General features: G+C 75.8%; 15 protein-coding genes and 1 pseudogene. 6 read left to right on the top strand and 10 right to left on the bottom strand.

Translation table 11 applies throughout. The features are described 5' to 3' along the window. Positions 1 to 318: 318 nt before the first annotated feature. The 3 genes from ACYSMR_RS15915 to ACYSMR_RS15905 all read left to right on the top strand — a co-directional run bounded on the left by ACYSMR_RS15915 (position 319) and on the right by ACYSMR_RS15905 (position 2,698). Positions 319 to 1,506, top strand: coding sequence for a hypothetical protein (locus tag ACYSMR_RS15915; protein WP_461746468.1), 1,188 nt, complete (start codon positions 319 to 321; stop codon positions 1,504 to 1,506). Positions 1,507 to 1,650: 144 nt separating this feature from the next. Beyond that, positions 1,651 to 2,529, top strand: coding sequence for a class E sortase (locus ACYSMR_RS15910; RefSeq protein WP_461746466.1), 879 nt, complete (start codon positions 1,651 to 1,653; stop codon positions 2,527 to 2,529). A 4-nt stretch (positions 2,530 to 2,533) separates the two neighbouring features. Continuing rightward, positions 2,534 to 2,698, top strand: a complete 165-nt coding sequence (locus ACYSMR_RS15905) for a hypothetical protein (RefSeq protein ID WP_251332314.1) — start codon at positions 2,534 to 2,536, stop codon at positions 2,696 to 2,698. 70 nt (positions 2,699 to 2,768) lie between these two features. Here the strand turns inward: ACYSMR_RS15905 and ACYSMR_RS15900 are convergent, their stop codons facing one another. From ACYSMR_RS15900 to ACYSMR_RS15890, 3 genes are read right to left on the bottom strand one after another with little or no spacing between them, the layout of a single operon-like run. Beyond that, a complete protein-coding gene (locus ACYSMR_RS15900) occupies positions 2,769 to 3,623 on the bottom strand; it encodes a transglutaminase family protein (protein WP_309125004.1) in 855 nt (284 codons plus the stop codon). Next, positions 3,620 to 4,546: an alpha-E domain-containing protein gene (locus tag ACYSMR_RS15895; protein WP_309125005.1), complete on the bottom strand. Its 927-nt coding sequence runs from the start codon at positions 4,544 to 4,546 to the stop codon at positions 3,620 to 3,622. Before ACYSMR_RS15895 ends, ACYSMR_RS15900 begins: the two co-directional genes overlap by 4 nt. Then, complete coding sequence (locus ACYSMR_RS15890; RefSeq protein WP_251332495.1) at positions 4,540 to 6,150, bottom strand: circularly permuted type 2 ATP-grasp protein; 1,611 nt, start codon at positions 6,148 to 6,150, stop codon at positions 4,540 to 4,542. The genes ACYSMR_RS15895 and ACYSMR_RS15890 overlap by 7 nt, the downstream gene beginning before the upstream one ends. A gap of 288 nt (positions 6,151 to 6,438) precedes the next feature. Here ACYSMR_RS15890 and ACYSMR_RS15885 point away from each other — a divergent pair, with 288 nt between their 5' ends. From ACYSMR_RS15885 to ppgK, 3 genes are all read left to right on the top strand, one after another. After that, positions 6,439 to 7,338 (top strand): glycosyltransferase family 2 protein, encoded by a 900-nt coding sequence (locus tag ACYSMR_RS15885; RefSeq protein WP_461746463.1) that lies wholly within the window; start codon positions 6,439 to 6,441, stop codon positions 7,336 to 7,338. Further along, entirely contained in the window at positions 7,335 to 8,285 is a 951-nt protein-coding gene (locus ACYSMR_RS15880; RefSeq protein ID WP_309125007.1) for a glycosyltransferase family 2 protein, read from the top strand. The genes ACYSMR_RS15885 and ACYSMR_RS15880 overlap by 4 nt, the downstream gene beginning before the upstream one ends. A 146-nt stretch (positions 8,286 to 8,431) precedes the next feature. After that, complete coding sequence (gene ppgK / locus ACYSMR_RS15875; protein ID WP_461748039.1) at positions 8,432 to 9,223, top strand: polyphosphate--glucose phosphotransferase; 792 nt, start codon at positions 8,432 to 8,434, stop codon at positions 9,221 to 9,223. Between the two features lie 40 nt (positions 9,224 to 9,263). Here the strand turns inward: ppgK and ACYSMR_RS15870 are convergent, their stop codons facing one another. The 7 genes and pseudogenes from ACYSMR_RS15870 to ACYSMR_RS15840 all read right to left on the bottom strand — a co-directional run bounded on the left by ACYSMR_RS15870 (position 9,264) and on the right by ACYSMR_RS15840 (position 16,664). After that, the gene (locus ACYSMR_RS15870) at positions 9,264 to 10,280 is read right to left on the bottom strand and encodes a UDP-glucuronic acid decarboxylase family protein (RefSeq protein ID WP_251332320.1); all 1,017 of its coding nucleotides are present in this window, start codon (positions 10,278 to 10,280) and stop codon (positions 9,264 to 9,266) included. An 80-nt stretch (positions 10,281 to 10,360) separates the two neighbouring features. After that, positions 10,361 to 11,356, bottom strand: coding sequence for a glycosyltransferase family 9 protein (locus ACYSMR_RS15865; RefSeq protein ID WP_461746461.1), 996 nt, complete (start codon positions 11,354 to 11,356; stop codon positions 10,361 to 10,363). Further along, the gene (gene rfaE2 / locus ACYSMR_RS15860) at positions 11,346 to 12,755 is read right to left on the bottom strand and encodes a D-glycero-beta-D-manno-heptose 1-phosphate adenylyltransferase (protein ID WP_309125010.1); all 1,410 of its coding nucleotides are present in this window, start codon (positions 12,753 to 12,755) and stop codon (positions 11,346 to 11,348) included. Before rfaE2 ends, ACYSMR_RS15865 begins: the two co-directional genes overlap by 11 nt. Then, the gene (locus ACYSMR_RS15855; RefSeq protein WP_461748038.1) at positions 12,752 to 13,336 is read right to left on the bottom strand and encodes a D-sedoheptulose-7-phosphate isomerase; all 585 of its coding nucleotides are present in this window, start codon (positions 13,334 to 13,336) and stop codon (positions 12,752 to 12,754) included. The genes rfaE2 and ACYSMR_RS15855 overlap by 4 nt, the downstream gene beginning before the upstream one ends. Before the next feature lie 117 nt (positions 13,337 to 13,453). Beyond that, positions 13,454 to 14,626 (bottom strand): annotated as a pseudogene (locus ACYSMR_RS15850) (glycosyltransferase); the annotation flags it as partial. Further along, a complete protein-coding gene (locus tag ACYSMR_RS15845) occupies positions 14,623 to 15,582 on the bottom strand; it encodes a glycosyltransferase (RefSeq protein WP_461746458.1) in 960 nt (319 codons plus the stop codon). The pseudogene ACYSMR_RS15850 and the gene ACYSMR_RS15845, both read right to left, overlap by 4 nt. Further along, entirely contained in the window at positions 15,570 to 16,664 is a 1,095-nt protein-coding gene (locus ACYSMR_RS15840) for a glycosyltransferase family 9 protein (RefSeq protein ID WP_461746456.1), read from the bottom strand. The genes ACYSMR_RS15845 and ACYSMR_RS15840 overlap by 13 nt, the downstream gene beginning before the upstream one ends. Positions 16,665 to 16,666 lie beyond the last annotated feature (2 nt).

Here is a 16,666-nt window from a genome sequence, read left to right as displayed (position 1 = left end):
CCCGCTTGTGTGCATAAGTTAATTAGTACCAGCGAGTGATAGGGGATCACTCGCATTGACAGGGGGAATACCTTGAACCAGAAACTGGCACGCGCTCTGCTCGTCGCTCCTACCGCCACGGCGATTACCTTCTCCGGGTTCACCGGGGCATTCGCGGTCGACAGCTCGTCGGCTTCCGGAGCCGCCGAGACGACCACGGTGTCGGAGGTAGCGGCCGCTCTTTCCGATCCGTCCACTTTTGCCACACCGGATCCCGCCCTGACGCCAGCAGTGGACGTCCCCGTTGACGCGGGCACCACTGCGCCGACGCCGGAGCCCGTGGCCCCGGTCGAGCAGGCCCCCGCCGAGCAGGCCCCGGTCCAGCAGGCCCCCGTCGAGCAGGCCCCCGCCGAGCAGGCCCTCGTCGAACAGGCCCCCGTCGAGCAGGCCCCCGTCCAGCAGGCCCCGGTCCAGCAGGCCCCCGTCGAGCAGGCCCCCGTCCAGCAGGCCCCGGTCCAGCAGGCCCCCGTCGAGCAGGCCCCGGTCCAGCAGGCCCCGGTCCAGCAGGCCCCCGTCGAGCCCAAGCCGGGTCACCCTAGCAAGGACCGCGACTCGGACCACGACCGCGACTGGGACAAGGACCGCGACCACGACCGCGACTGGGACAAGGACCGCGACCACGACCGCGACTGGGACAAGGACCGCGACCACGACCGCGACTGGGACAAGGACCGCGACCACGACTGGGACAAGGACCGCGACCACGACCGCGACTGGGACAAGGACCGCGACCACGACTGGGACAAGGACCGCGACAAGGACTGCGAGTGGGTGCCGAACCCGGACAAGGGCCACGACTGGGGCTCCGACAAGGGCCACGACAAGGGCTCCGACAAGGGCCACGACAAGGGCCACGACTGGGGCTCCGACAAGGGCCACGACAAGGGCCACGACTGGGGCTCCGACAAGGGCCACGACAAGGGCCACGACTGGGGCTCCGACAAGGGCCACGACAAGGGCCACGACTGGGGCTCCGACAAGGGCCACGACTGGGGCTCCGACAAGGGCCACGACTGGGGCTCCGAGGACTGCGAGGATGAAGCTCCCGTTGAGGAGCAGCCCACCGAAGAGCAGCCCACCGAAGAGCAGCCCACCGAAGAGCAGCCCACCGAAGAGCAGCCCACCGAGGAGCAGCCCACCGAGGAGCAGCCCACCGAGGAGCAGCCCACCGAGGAGCAGCCCACCGAGGAGCAGCCCACCGAGGAGCAGCCCGTGGCGGAGCAGCCCGTGGCGGAGCAGCCCGTGGCAGAGGTGCCGGATGGAGCCGGTGTCGTTGCGGACGTGGAGTCGGAGGTCCTGCCTGCGAGCACGGACACCTTCGTGGAGTCCGCACCGGAAGTGGTGAGCGATGAGGAGTCCTTCGACGTGCTGGCTGACACCGGCGTCGGCGCCGGGGCGCTGATCGCCGCCGGACTGGGCATCGTGCTGCTCGGCCTTGGCGTGGCACTGCGGCGCAAGTGGGCCTGATCCGGGTCACCAGTCCCGCTGCCTGATCGGGGGATGACCCCGGGTCCATGACCCGGGGTCATCCCCCGGTCACCGTCTCGTCGAGACGTCCGCCGGCAACGACCCCGATCCGACCAGGAATCCGACCAAGAAAGGGTGGCACTCGTGGACGTCAGGACAGTCACCGCTCCCCACCCCGCGGAGCCGACCGGACCGGCCACGACGGGTGGACGCGACGCGGTGCGTCGGGCCGCGCGGACAGCGGGTGAGCTCCTGATCACCGTCGGCCTGGTGCTGGTGCTGTTCGTGGTGTGGCAGCTGTGGTGGACCAATCTCGATGCCTCCGAGACCCACGGCCAGGCGGTGACGCGAATGGCCGACGAGTTCGGCGGACCCACCGCTCCAGATCTGGAGGCGCCCGTGTGGACACGACCTGACGACCCCCCCGGGGGCAACGCCGTGGGCGGGTCCGGTGACGCCACCTCCTCCGCGGGGCGCCGGATGGACGACGGTGATGTCGGGACGCCTCCGGTGGCAGCCCCGCCCGGCTACGGGGAAGCCCTCGGCATCGTCTACGTGCCGCGGTTCGGGGCGGACTACGCGCGCCCGGTGATGCAGGGCACCGGGCGAGACGTTCTGGACACCCTGGGACTCGGGCACTACCCGTCCACGGCGATGCCCGGGCAGGTCGGCAACTTCGCCCTCGCCGGGCACCGGCAGACGAACGGGAAGGTGCTCGATCTCGTCCACACCCTGGTGCCGGGCGACCGGATCCACGTACGGACGGCCCAGGGCTACTACACCTATGTCTTTCGTGACAGCGAGATCGTGCTGCCGACGGAGACCAGGGTGCTCGCGCCCGTGCCGTCGGACCCGGCGGCACGACCCACCGAGAGAGTGCTCACGCTGACCACCTGCCACCCGCGCTACGGAAGCACCGAGCGCTTCATCGCGTACGCCGTCCTGGAGTCCTGGAGACCGACCGCGGCGGGCCCGCCCGCGGAGATCGCCGCGACGGTCGCCGACGAGACCGAAGGGAGGTGAGCCGATGTACGGATGGATCTTCTCCCGGCTGCCCGGCCCGCTGTGGGTGCGCGTCCTCCTCGCCGCCGCGATGATCGTCGTGGCGGTGGCGGCGCTCATGGAGATCGTCTTCCCCTGGGCAGCTCAGTTCTCCCCGCTGACCAGCGGAGTGACCCTGGCGCGGGAGTGACCGCCCGCTCGGCCGCGGCCGGGGCACCCGCCGCGGCGGATGCCCCGGCCTGTCGGGCAACGCCGCGGCGTCAGGCGGTCTGGGTGACCTCGACGCGCACCTGCAGCCCCGAGGTCCCGCCCCCGCCGGTGACCATGCCCTTGAGCGGGGTGACGTCGGAGTAGTCCCGGCCGCGGGCCACGGTGACGTGGAAGTCGGTGAGCCGGGTGTGGTTGGTCGGGTCGTAGGCGTACCAACGGTCGTTCCACCACTCGACCCAGGCGTGGGACTCCCCCGGCACCGTCCGGCCGATGCCGGCCTCGTAGTCGGGGTGCAGGTAGCCGGAGACGTACCGGGCGGGGATGCCGATGTGGCGCATCATGCCGATGGCGACGTGCGCGAGGTCCTGGCACACGCCCTTGGCCTCCCGCCAGGCGGCCTCCGCGTCCGTGTGCACGCCGGTGACCCCGGGCACGTACTGCATGTGGGTGGCGATGCCCTCGAAGATCGCGCGCGCGGCGTCGGCGGGGTTCGCCGCCGCCGCCCGCAGCTCCTCCGCCACCCCTTCCAGCTCGGGGCCGATCCGCGTCAGCGGGGTCTGGGGCCCGTAGTCGGAGACCGCGTCCTGGAGCTCGGGGGTGGCCAGCTCCTCCCAGCTCAGCCCGTCGGCGGCCTCGTCGCCGGCGGCGCGGTGGACCTCCACGGTGGCCGTCGAGCGGATCTCGAGGTGCCGGTGCCGGCCCTGGATGTCGAAGGCGGCGACCCGGGTGCCCCAGTAGTCCCGGTAGTTGCTGACCGTGGCGGTGCCGGGGCTCAGCGTCAGCTCGGCCTCGAGCACCACCTGCTCGTCGTCGGAGATCGGCGTCATCCGGGCCTCGTTGTAGGACTTGGAGACGCTGTCGTTGTAGTCGTAGCGGGTCACGTGGTCGATCTTGAGCCGGGTCACAGGATCCCTCCGAACCAGGACGCCTCGACGGCGTGCGAGAAGTACTTGGCGCCCACGGCCTCGGAGGCCCGCGCGCAGGCGGCCTGGACGTTGTTGAGGTGCTCGGGCAGCACGGCGATGAGGTCCTCCGCGTGGTGGAACTCCAGGGCGGTGCGCGCCTCGCCGATGATCCGGCGGGCGTCGTTCTTGAACCCGACCCGCTGGATGCCGGGCTCCAGCTGGACGAGGACCTCCTCGGCGGTGGTGAGGCTGTGCAGGATCGAGCCCGGGAAGAGCCGGTCCAGGAGCAGGAACTCGGTGGCGGACTCGTCGTTGAACGTGCCGTAGCGGGTGCGCAGGAACGCCTCGTAGGCGCCGGCGCAGTGCAGGATCGACACCCAGGACATCCCCGAGGTGGACGTGGAGCGGGTCCACAGCAGCCGGGAGGTCATGTCCGCGCGCTCGATGGCAGCACCCAGGGACAGGAACATCCAGGACTCGTCGCGGGACATGGTCACCTGCACCTGCCCGCGCACCGTGGCCATCCGCTCGACGGTCCAGTGGCAGACGCGGAAGGTGCCCACCACGTCGCGGCGGTGCTGGCCGAGTCCGTAGAAGGTGGAGTTCAGCGCCTCCCACATGGGCGAGGACATGCTCTCCCGGGCGCGGCGGGCGTTCTCGCGGGCGGCGTGGAGCGCGCCCGAGATGGAGGTCAGGCAGTCCCGGTTCCACGCCAGCTCGTGGATCATCGACTTGACGCTGTAGACCCCGTCGGTCGGGGTCACGCCCATGACCTCCATGATCCGCCGGACCTCGGTCTCCTGCTGGCCCGGGGGCAGCTGGGTGATGCGCTCCAGGTGGACGTCGAGGATGCGGGCCACGCCGTCGGCGCGCTCGACGTAGCGGCCGATCCAGAACAGCGACTCGGCGATGCGGCTCAGCACGACGGCTCCTTCCCGGCGGCCGGGCGACCGGCCTGTTGCTGCTGCTGCTGCACCTGGCCGCCGTCGCCCTCGTCCTGCCACGAGGCCGAGACGGGCCAGGTGTGTACGGTGTCGTCGACGTCCGCGTGCCGGGCCAGGCCCGGGTCCAGGTCCTGGTTCTGCGGCCGGCCGAGCACCCAGGTGTCCTTGGACCCCCCGCCCTGGGACGAGTTGACGATGAGCGAGCCCTTCTTCATGGCCACGCGGGTGAGCCCGCCCGGCAGCACGTAGATGTCGTCGCCGCTGTTGACGGCGAACGGGCGCAGGTCGACGTGCCGGGGGCTGAACTCCCCGTCGGCGAACGTCGGCACGGTCGACAGCTGCAGCACCGGCTGGGCGATCCACCCGCGGGGGTCGGCGAGCACCTTGGCGCGCAGCTCCTCCAGCTCGGCCTCCGTGGCGTGGGGGCCGATCACCAGGCCCTTGCCGCCGGAGCCGTCCACCGGCTTGACCACGAGCTCGTCGAGGTGGTCCAGGACGTACGCGCGGGCGTCGTCCTCCTCCAGCCGGTAGGTGTCCACGTTGGGCAGGACCGGTTCCTCGTCCAGGTAGTAGCGGATGAGGTCCGGCACGTAGGAGTACGTGAGCTTGTCGTCGGCCACGCCGTTGCCGATCGCGTTGGCGATCGTCACGTTGCCGACCCGGGCCGCGTTGACGAGCCCGGAGCAGCCGAGCACGGAGTCGGAGCGGAAGTGCAGGGGGTCCACGAACTCGTCGTCGATCCGCTTGTAGATCACGTCCACCCGCTGCTCGCCGGCGGTGGTGCGCATGTACACCTTGTCCCCGCGGACCACGAGATCCCGGCCCTCGACGAGGCGCACGCCCATCAGCCCGGCCAGCAGCGTGTGCTCGAAGTAGGCGGAGTTGAACACGCCCGGGGTCAGCACCACGACCGTGGGGTCCTCGGCGGCCTCCGGCGCGGTGGCGCGCAGCGCCCGGTAGAGGTGGCGGGGATAGGCCTCCACCGCCCGGATGGACTGGGACATGAACGCCTCGGGCAGTCCCTTGGCCATGGCGCGGCGGTTCTCGATGACGTAGGACACGCCCGAGGGGACGCGCACGTTGTCCTCGAGGACGCGGAAGACGCCCTGCTGGTCGCGGATCACGTCGATCCCGGCCACGTGGATGCGCACCCCGCCGGCGGGGTGGAAGCCCCACACCGCGCGGTGGAAGTGCGCCGACGACGTGATCAGCGAGCGCGGCACGATCCCGTCGGCCACGACGCGCTGCTCGCCGTAGACGTCGTCGAGGAAGCACTCGAGGGCGCGGACCCGCTGCTTCACGCCGCGCTCGATGATGTCCCACTCCTCGGCCGTGATCACGCGCGGGACGAGGTCCAGGGGGAACGGGCGCTCCTCCCCGGCGAAGTCGAAGGTCACGCCCCGGTCGAGGAAGGACCGGGCCATGGAGTCCGCGCGGGCGTTGACGTCGCTGAGCGAGAGGGCGTCCAGGACCTCCCCGATCTGCTCGTACCCGGGCCGCGTGCCCCGCTCCTCGGTGAACATCTCGTCGTAGGCCGCCGCTGTGGCCATGTCGGCGGCGTAGTTCTCGAACAGGTCGGACATCTGGGGGGTCACGCCCCTTTCCGGGTTCTCGCTGGCTGTACGGGGAGTATGGACGGTCCGTGTTTCGCCGCTGTAACCCGATTGTGTCACGCGCCATGGGCCCGGGCCGGGCAGGACGTGCCCCTACGATGGGATGACGTGCCCGCGCCCGCGGGGGCGTTCCCGCCGCCCGTCCCTGCCGCTCGTTCCCACGGAGGACCTCGTCTTGCGCACCGACCACGCCCGCGCCCGGGCGACCGACCGGACCGCCGACCTGCCCCGGGGCGGGTCCCTGCTCCGCCCGGTGCGATGAGCGCCGGCGTCCCGCAGCGCGTCACCGTGGTCGTGGCCACCCGCAACCGGCGGGACGAGCTCGTCGCGAACCTGGGCCGGCACGAGGGCCCCGTGGTCGTCGTGGACAACGCCTCGACGGACGGCTCGGTCGAGGCCGTGCGCGCGGCGCACCCGCACGTGCAGGTGGTGGCGCTGGGGACCAACTTGGGCGCCGTGGCCCGCACGATCGGCGTGCGCCTGGCGGGCACCCCGTACGTGGCGTTCGCCGACGACGACTCGTGGTGGGCCCCCGGCGCGCTGGCCCGCGCGGCCGCCGTCCTCGACGCCCACCCGCGCCTGGGCCTGATCGCCGGCGCGATCGCCGTGGGCCCCGAGGAGCGCCCGGACCCGCTCAACGCCGTGCTGGCCGCGTCCCCGCTCGGCATCCCCCGGGGCTGCCCGGGCCCGGCCCTGCTGGGCTTCGTGGGCTGCGGCTCGATCGTGCGCCGGTCGGCGTTCCTGGAGGTCGGGGGCTTCGACGACGTCGTGCGCTTCCCCGGCGAGGAGGAGCGCGTGGCCCTGGACCTCTTCGACGCCGGGTGGCGGCTGGCCTACGTCCCCGAGGTCCGCGCGCACCACCACCCGTCCCCGAGCCGGGAGAGCGACGACCGACGGCAGGCGGAGCTGGTGCGCAGCCGGCTGCTGACCGCGCTGATGCGCCGGCCCTGGCCGGCCGTGGCCCGCGAGCTCGCCGGCGCGGTGCGCGGCGGCCGCCGGGGACGCCGCGGCCTGCTGGGCGCCCTCCCCCGCGTCCCCGCCGCCCTGCGCGCCCGGCGGCCGGTGTCCGCCGGCACGGAGAGCGCGCTCGCCCTGCTGCACGGCGACGCCCCCGCGACCCCTCACCCCGACCCCGTCCTCCCGGAGGAGACCCCGTGACCGAGACCGTCCCCACCGCCTCGACCGAGCCCGCGCGCGATCCGCAGGCGGGCCCCGACGGCCGGGTGGCCGTCGTGATGATCACCTACAACCGCCGGGACGAGGCGCTGCTGGCGCTCTCCCGGCTGCGCGAGCTGCCGGAGCGCCCCCACGTCGTCGTCGTGGACAACGGGTCCGCGGACGGCACCGCGGACGCGATCCGGCGGGCGCACCCGTGGGCGGAGCTCGTGGCGAGCCCCGTGAACCTGGGCGCCGTGGGCCGCAACGTGGCGATGGAGCGGGTGGGGACCCCCTACGTCGCGTTCTGCGACGACGACACGTGGTGGGAGCCCGGCTCCCTGCGCCGGGCCGCCGACGCCCTCGAGGCGCACCCCCGCCTGGGGGTCGTCACGGGCAGGATCCTCGTCGAGCCCGGGGCCCGCGAGGACCCCATCAACGCCGAGCTGCTGCACTCCCCCGTCGAGGGTCCCGCGTGGCTGCCGGGCCCCGCGCTCGGCAGCTTCCTCGCCGGCGCCTCCGTGGTGCGCCGGGAGGCCTTCGCCGAGGTCGGCGGGTTCAGCGAGCGGCTGTGGCTGGGCGGTGAGGAGGAGCTGCTCGCGGCGGACCTCGCCACGGCCGGGTGGGAGCTGTGCCACCTGCCCGACGTCGTGGTCCACCACCAGGCCTCCACGGTGCGCGACCCCCACCTGCGGCGCCGGCACGGGCTGCGCAACACGCTGTGGTTCATCTGGCTGCGCCGGCCCCTGCGGGCCGCGCTGCGCCGGAGCCGCGACGTCATCGGCGGCGCGCCCCGGGACCGGGTCACGGCCCTGGCCCTGCTCGACGCCCTGCGCGGCGCCCCGTGGGTGCTGCGGGAGCGCCGGCCCCTGCCGGAGCACGTCGAGCGGCGCTTCCTGGCGCTGGAGGAGTCCCAGCGCACCAGCGCCGCGCGCCGCTACGTCAGCTGACCGGGTGGCGCGGCGCCCGCGCCCGCCCGGTTCGCCCCCGGTCCGCCCCCGGACCGCCCCCGGACCGCCCACCAGGACCACGGAGGCCCCTCTTGGACCCGCACCCCGTTGACCGTGCCGCCCCGGCGAGCTCCGGCTGGTCGACCCTGCACCGCCACCACATCGGCATCGACGTCGGCAGCGCCTCGATCACGTACGCCGTCGTGGACACCGCCGCGGGCCGCACCACCGGCCCGGTCCGGAAGGTGCCCACGCCCGATCCGGCCAGCCCGGTGGCCGTCGCCGAGGTGCTGTGGGCGCTGGTCGAGGCGCTGTCGGCCGAGCCGCGGGCCCCGCGCCCGGAGGCCAGCGTCGGGGTGGCCCTGCCGGCCATCATCCGCCACGGCGTGGCCCGCTCGGCCGCGCACATCGACGACGCCTGGATCGGCCTGGACGTCGGGCGCTTCCTCACCGACCGGCTGGGGCGCGCCGTGCACGTGATCAACGACGCCGACGCCGCGGGCCTGGCCGAGGCGCACTACGGCGCCGGCCGCGGGGAGGCGGGCCGCGCGGTGACGGGGACGGTCCTGGTGATCACCCTGGGCGCCGGGATCGGCTCGGCGCTGATCGTGGACGGACGGCTGATCCCGAACCTGGAGCTCGGCCACCTGGAGATCGACGGGGCCGCGGCGGAGGTCCTGGCCTCCGCCGCGGCCCGCGAGCGGCAGGGCCTGGACTGGCCCGCCTACGCCGAGCGGCTCCAGCGCTACCTCTCCCACCTGGAGTTCCTCTTCTCCCCCGACCTGATCGTTGTGGGGGGCGGGATCTGCGTGGACCACGAGCAGTTCCTCCCGCGCCTGCGGCTGGGCACCCCCGTGGTGCCCGCGGGGCTGCGCGACGCGGCCGGCGTCATCGGCGCGGCGCGCCACGCCTACCTCGCGCTGCCGCCCCTGGGATGAGGCCGGACGGCGGAGCGGGCCGCCCGCCCGGGCGGCGGCGTCAGCGGAGCCTGCCGGCGGCGGGCACCTGCGCGGGCCGGGCCGCCTCGCGGAACCACTCCACGGTCCGGGCCAAGCCCTCCGTCCAGGGCACCTCGGGGACCCAGCCGAGCACCTCGGTGGCCAGCGCCGTGTCGGGGCGGCGGACCTTCGGGTCGTCGACGGGGCGGTCGACGAACGCGATCTCCGACGCCGAGCCCGTCGCGGCGATCACGTCCTGCGCGATCTGCAGCACGGACAGCTCGTGCGGGTTGCCGATGTTCATGGGCCCGCTGTGGCCGCTGCCGGCCAGCGCCAGGATGCCGCGCACGAGGTCGGAGACGTAGCACACCGAGCGGGTCTGGGCGCCGTCGCCGGTGACGGTCAGCGGCTCCCCGGCCAGGGCCTGGCGGATGAAGGTGGGGATCGCCCGGCCGTCGAAGGGCCGCATCCGGGGTCCGAAGGTGTTGAAGATCCGCACGATCGCGGTGTCGACGCCGTGCTCCGCGCGGTAGGCGACGGTGAGGGCCTCCGCGAAGCGCTTGGCCTCGTCGTAGACGCCGCGCGGGCCGACCGGGTTGACGTGGCCCCAGTAGCTCTCGGGCTGGGGGTGGACCTGGGGGTCGCCGTAGACCTCGGAGGTCGACGCCAGCACGAAGCGGGCGCCCTTGTCCTTGGCCAGGCCCAGGGCGTGGTGGGTGCCGATGGAGCCGACCTTGAGGGTGTGGATGGGCAGCTTGAGGTAGTCGATCGGGGAGGCCGGGGACGCGAAGTGCAGCACCAGGTCCACGTCGCCGGGCACGTGCACGTAGTCGGTGACGTCGCACTGGACCAGCCGGAAGCCGGGATCGCCCACGAGGTGCTCGATGTTGGCGGCGGAGCCGGTGAGGAAGTTGTCGAGGCAGACGACCTCCACCTCGCGCCGGCGCAGCTCGGTGCACAGGTGGCTGCCGAGGAAGCCGGCGCCGCCGGTCACGACCGCCCGGCGGACGGGGCGGCCGGCGCCGGGGGTGGTGGTCGCGTCTGTCGTGGGGTTCACGGTGCTCCTCGGGGTCGAACGGGCAGGGTCTCGGGCGGGCGGGATCTTCCAGCGGGCGGGCAGGTCTTCGGGCCCGGCGGTCAGGGACCGGCGCGGACCGGGGCGGGGCGGGCCAGCTGGGCCCGGGCGGCGGCGAGGACCTCGGCCGCGGTCACGGCGGCCAGGCGCTCGTCGAGCACGTCCGCGTGGGGGTCGCCCCACGCGTCCGCGGCCGGGTCCCCGTGCCACAGCACGGTGTGCAGCTCGTGGTCCACGGCGGGTCCCCACCAGGCGGGCGGGGTGGGGCCGAAGAGCACCACGGAGCGCACCGCCAGGGCGGTGGCCACGTGGGCGACGCCGGTGTCCGTGCTCAGCACGGCGGCGGCGGCCCCGACGGCCGCGGCGAGCTCCGCGAGGGACAGTGCGCCGCAGACGTTCTCGGCGGCGTCCAGGCCGTCGGCCACGGCGGCGGCGAGCCCGGCCTCGGCCGGGGACCCGGTGACGAGGATGCGGTGGCCGTCGGCGGCGAGGGCCTCGGCGACGCGGCGCCAGCGCGCGGCGGGCCAGCGGCGGGAGGCCGAGGCCGCCCCGGGGTGGAGCACCACGGGTGCGCCCTCGGGCGCCGGCACGTGCGGGCGCAGCCGCAGGTCCTCGGGCCCGCAGGCCCCGCCGGCCGCGTCCACCAGCCGGCACCAGCGCCGCACCTCGTGCTCGTCGGCCCGCCACGCCGGCCCGTCGTGGCCGGCCGCGGCGAACGCGACGAGCCGCTGCGGGCGGGTGGCGAGCAGGAGCTCGTGGCTGCGCGGCCCGCGGCCGTGCAGGTTGACGGCCACGTGCCCGCCGGGCAGCTCCGGCAGCGGCTCGAGGCCCGCCGTGGGCAGCACGGCGTCGACGACGCCGAGCTCGGCGAGCCAGGTCCCGATCCCCTCGGGGGCGGCGAGGACCAGCCGGTGGCCCGGCAGCATCCGGCGCACGCCCCGCAGGGGGGCCACGCCGGCGAGGGCGTCGCCGAGGCCGAGCGCGCGCAGCACGAGGACGTCGCCGGGCCCGACCGTCGCCGGGTCCACGGTCGCCGCGCGGCGGGGCTCAGCGCTCACGGCCGGCCCGCTGCAGGATCGCGGTCGTGGACCGGCCGGAGAGGTAGGGCAGGACGGTGACCTCCCCGCCCCAGCTGCGCACGTCGGCGGCCTCGGGCAGCTGCTCGGGGGTGTAGTCCCCGCCCTTGACCCACACGTCCGGGCGCAGCAGGTTCAGCGCGGCGCGCGGGTCGTCCTCGTCGAAGACGACGACCGCGTCGACGCTGCGCAGGGCCGCGAGCACCCGGGCGCGGTCGCCCTGGCCCACGACGGGGCGGCCCGGGCCCTTGAGCCGGCGCACGGACCCGTCGGAGTTGAGCAGCACCACCAGGGCGTCGCCGAGCCGGCGGGCGGCGTCGAGGGAGGCGATGTGCCCGGCGTGCAGCACGTCGAAGCACCCGCCGGTGGCCACCACGGTCCCGCCCCGGGCCCGGACCTCGGCGAGCAGGTCCTGGACCTCGCGCGGCAGCCGCTCGGCCCCGGGGTGCAGCCCGGGGCGCTGCCGGGTGCCGGCGGCGCGGCGGGTGCGGTACGTGGCCGCCCCGCCGGCCGCGACCCACTGCCCGGCGGCCTCGACCGCGGTCTCCACGGCGGCGGTCACGTCCGCGCCGCCGCCGAGGGCGAGGGCGGCCGCGGAGGCGAAGCGGTCACCGGCCCCGCACGGGTCCGTGTTGCGCACGGGTGCGGCCGGGAGCAGCTCGGTGCCGGCGGCGGACGCCAGGTAGGCGCCCTCCGCGCCGGCGGTGACGGCCACGGCGCGGGCGCTCCAGCGGCGGCGCAGCGCCCCCGCGAGCTCCCGGGGCCCGGCGCCGTCGTCCTCGAGGGCGCCGGCGGCCTCGGCGGCGTTGGGGGTCACGAGCGCGCACCCGGGGACGGGCTCGCCGCCGCGGGGGTGCGGGTCCCACACGACCGTGCCGGTGCGGGCGTGCTCCTCGAGCGCGGCCCGCACGGCCGGGTCACGGGTGACGCCTCCCCCGTAGTCGGAGACGAGCACGGCGTCGGCGCCGGCCAGGACGGCGGCCACGTGCGCGGCCGAGACGCCGACCGGGGTGCCCGGCCCGCCCTCGTCGACGCGCAGGAGCGTCTGCCCGGCGCTGCGCACGCGGGTCTTGGTGCGGGTCCCGCCCTCGTGGCCGAGCCGCTCGAGGGCGACGTCCCCGAGGGCGGCGGCGAGCTCGTGGCCGGCGGCGTCCGCGGCCACGGGCGCCAGCAGGGTCACGGAGACCTCCGCCGGGACGGAGCCGACCGCGGGCGGCTCGGCGCACAGCAGCGCGGCCAGCCCCGCCCCGCCCGGGCTGGCGAACACGTCGTCGACGTCGACGACCGGCACGGGCGCGTCCGGGCTCAGGCGCGTGGAGGTGCCGGCGACGTCGCGGTCGAGCAGGGCGTCGCCGACGACGACGATGCGGGCGGCGCTCATGCGACCCCCGCCCGCACGGTCGCCGGCTCCTCGTCGGCGGGCTCCCCTGCCGCCTGCCCGGCGGGCGGGACGAGCAGCTCGTCGCCGGGCCGCGGGGCCAGCCGGGCGTCGACGGCGGCGCACACCGCGTGCAGCAGCATGAGGTGGACCTCCTGGATCACCGAGGTGCTGGGCGCGGCGACGGTCAGCACCTCGTCGGCGAGCTCGGCCAGCGGGTTGGGGCCGGGTCCGGTCAGCGCCCACACGTCCAGCCCGTGCTCCCGGGCGCGCTGCGCGGCGGCGAGCACGTTGGGGCTGCGCCCGCTCGTGGAGAGGACCACGAGCACGTCGCCGGGCCTGCCGTGGGCCTGGACCTGGCGGGCGAAGACCTCCTCGATGCCGTAGTCGTTGGCGATCGCGGTCACGCTGGAGGTCTCGGCGGAGAGGCAGACGGCGGCGAGGGGCTGCCGGTCGTCGACGAAGCGCCCCACGAGCTCGGCGGTGAAGTGCTGGGCCTCCGCGGCGCTGCCGCCGTTGCCGACGGCCAGGACACGGCCCCCGGCGGTCAGCAGGCCGGCGAGGCGGGCGCCCCAGCGGTCCACGACGCCGGCGTGCCGGGTGGCCTCGCCCGCGGCGACGGTCAGCTCGTCGAGGTGGCTGCCCAGCCACCGCTGCGTCTCGGCGAGCAGCGGGGGGTGCTCGCGGCGGTGCCGCTCGAGCACGCGCTCGTAGGCGCGCTCGGTCTGCTCGGCCACGCGGGCCCAGCCGAAGAGCCGCTCGACGCGGGCGCGCCCGGCCCGGCCCATGCGGGCGGCCAGCGCGGGGTCGTCGAGCAGGGTGCGCAGCGCGTCCGCGGTGCCGGCGACGTCGCGCGGCGGGACGAGCAGGCCCGTCACGCCGTCCTCGACGCTGTCGAGCAGCCCGCCCACGGCGGTGCCCACCACGGGGCGCGCGCAGGCCATGGCCTCGAGGGGCACCATGCCGAACGGCTCGTACCACGGCAGGCAGGCGACGACGTCGGCGCCGGCCAGCAGGGCGGCGGCGTCGCCGTGGTCGACCCGCCCGAGCAGCTCCACGCGCTCGGCCACGCCCAGCTCCCGGGCCAGGGCCCGCAGGCGCAGGGCCTCGGGGTCGCGGTCGAGCTCGGCGCGGTCGGGGCCGCCGGCCACCACCAGCTCGGCGCCGGGCAGCTGCGCCAGGGCGCGGACGACGACGTCGACGCCCTTGCGCTCCACGAGCCGGCCCAGGGCGACGATCCGGCGCGGGTGCGCCTCGGCGCGCGCGGGCGCCGGGGCGAAGGCGTCGAGGTCCACGCCGCAGGGCACCACCTCGATCCGCGACGGGTCCCCGCCGAGGGCCAGCAGCTCGGCGCGCTCGTCCCGGCAGGTGGCCAGGACGAGGTCGGCGGCGGCGACGATCTCGTTCTCCGCCGCGAGCCGGCCCGCGGGGCTGGTGTCGGCGGCGCCCTGGTGGCGGCGCTTGACGGCTCCCAGGGCGTGGAAGGTCTGCACCACGGGGATCTGCAGGGTCCCGGCGGCGCGGCGGGCGGCGAGCCCGGACATCCAGAAGTGCGCGTGCACGAGGTCGGGGGCGCCGTCGCGGGCCCAGTCGCGGGCCAGCCAGCGCCCGAACTCGTCCATGTAGGGGGCGAGGTCGTCCTTGGGCAGCGGGCTGGGCGGGCCGGCGGGCACGTGCACGACGCGCGCGCCGGGGGCGAGCTCGACGACGTCGGGCAGCCGGGCGTCGTCGCGCCGGGTGTAGACGGTCACCCGGTGGCCCCGGCGGGCGAGGCCCTCGGCGAGGGCGGCCACGTAGACGTTCTGTCCTCCGGCGTCGACCCCGCCGAGCGCGGCCAGGGGGCTGGCGTGCTCGGAGACCATTGCGATTCTCATGCTGTCACCTTCTCCAGGATGCGGTCCCAGTCCGCGAGGAAGCGGTCCAGGCCGTAGTGTCTCAGGGCGTACTCGCGGGCGGCGGTGCCCGCCGCGGCCGCCGCGTCGGGGTCGTCGAGCCAGTGCCGGGCCTGCGCGGCGAGGGCCTCCGGGTCGTTGGAGAGCAGCCCCGCCTCTGGCGGCACCGCGCGCGGTGCCTCCGTGGTCGAGAGCCCGAGCACGGGCATCCCGATGGTCATGGCCTCGAGCAGCGCGAGGCCCAGGCTCGTCCACCGGTACGGGTGGAAGTAGGCCCGGTGGCCGCCGAGCGCCGCGTGCAGCTGCTCCTGAGGATAGTTCTCGTGCAGCCGCCCGGCCATGTGGGGCGCGAGCTCGGCCAGCCGATCCATGCCCATCCCGTACACGTCCACGGGCAGCTCCCGCGCCAGCGCGGTGACGAGGTCGGTGCCGGCGAGGCGCCCGCGGCGCACGGGCTCGTTGACGACGACGGCGAGGCTGGCGCTCGTGCCGGTGTACAGCGGGCCGGGGTCGACGATGCCGTGCTCGACGACCTCCGTGGGGGCCTCGCCGTTGTCCCACATCATCCGGTTGAAGTGCGTCACGTGCACCACGGGGATGTCCGAGCGCTCCGCCAGCGGGTGGCGGGTGGTCACGGCGGTCCCGCGGGGGGTGTCGTGCTCGACGTAGACGGCCGGGACGTCCGTGCCGGGGCGCCGGCCGGTCCACCGCTCGAGGAGCTCCAGCTCGTGGGGGCGCTGCAGCAGCACCACGTCGAAGTCGGCGTCGGCCAGCTCCGCGGGGGTGAGCTCGCGCGCGGCGGCGGGCCACTGCCAGGTCCGGGCGCGCCCGCGCCCGTCGGGGCCGCGGTCTTCGACCACGGGCAACAGGTACTCGTGGGGACCGTGCACGAACGACGTCGTCCACGACCCGTGGACGTGCCAGGTCAGGATGCGCACCTGGGTGCTCCTTCCGTTGCGTTGACAGCGCCGGGTGCGCCCGCCGTGAGCCGGGCGACGGCGGCGACCACGGCGGCGGGCGGCACCGACGACAGGCACGGGTGCCCGGGGACCGGGCACTCCCGGGCCCGGGAGCCGCGGCAGTCCGCGGTCCGGTCCCCCAGCAGCACGACGGGCACGCCGTAGGGGGCCCACCGCTCGGCCGGGACCACCGGGGAGAACAGGGAGACGACCGGGGTGCCCACGGCCGCCGCCAGGTGGGCGGGCCCGGTGTTGCCGACGACGACGCAGCGGGCGGCCTCCAGCACGGCGGCCAGCCCGGCCAGGTCGGTGCGCCCGGCGAGGTCGAGGACCGTGGCCCCGGGCGCGGCGGCCCGGGCGGCGGCGACGGTCGCGCCGACGAGCTCCCGCTCCCCCGGCCCGCCCGTGACGACGACGGCGTGCCCGGCCGCGGCGAGCCCGGCCGCCAGCGACCCGGCGTGCGCGGGGGTGAGCCCGCGCGAGGGCACGGAGGCGCCGGGGTGCAGGGCCACGAACCCGCCCGGCAGCGCGGACAGCTCCGCGGGCAGCGCGGGCAGGGGGCGGCGCACGGCCAGGCGCAGGTCGGCGTCCGTGGGCGCGGGGGCCCCCGCCGCGACGGCGAGCTCCATGGCCGCCTCCACCTCGTGGCCCCCGCCGGGCGGGTCGGCCCGGCGGTGCCGGACGTCGAGCAGGGACCCCGGGTAGTCCTCGCTGGTGGCGACGACGCGGGGGATCCCGGCCAGCCGGGCGAGCAGGGCCATGGGCAGCGCGCTCTGGTGGTAGGACGTGAAGATCACGGCGAGGTCGTAGCCGCGCGCCGCGAGGTCCTCCACGAGCCCGAGGGCCGCGGCCCGGTCCACCGGCGGCGGGCGGAAGCCCGACCACGGCGCGGCGTACTCGAGGACCTCGGCCACCCCCGGCAGCAGCCGGGCCGCGGCCGCCCCGGCGGGCGAGGCGAGCAGGTCCACGGGTCCGCCGCGCCGGGCCAGCGCCCGGACCGCGGGCCCGCTCAGCAGGACGTCCCCGTCCGAGTCGAGGCGGACGGCGAGGGTGCGTGCCACGC

Source organism: Kocuria sp. U4B, from assembly GCF_054875615.1.
The sequence above is the reverse complement of the archived record's forward strand: the minus strand, read 5'-3'. Positions and strand labels throughout refer to the sequence as shown.

Bases quoted from the DNA above. Each gene is read 5' to 3' on its own strand.
- ACYSMR_RS15905 (WP_251332314.1), top strand. From the start codon at position 2,534: ATGTACGGATGGATCTTCTCCCGGCTGCCCGGCCCGCTGTGGGTGCGC.
- rfaE2 (WP_309125010.1), bottom strand. From the start codon at position 12,755: ATGAGCGCCGCCCGCATCGTCGTCGTCGGCGACGCCCTGCTCGACCGC.
- ACYSMR_RS15890 (WP_251332495.1), bottom strand. From the start codon at position 6,150: ATGTCCGACCTGTTCGAGAACTACGCCGCCGACATGGCCACAGCGGCG.
- ACYSMR_RS15885 (WP_461746463.1), top strand. From the start codon at position 6,439: ATGAGCGCCGGCGTCCCGCAGCGCGTCACCGTGGTCGTGGCCACCCGC.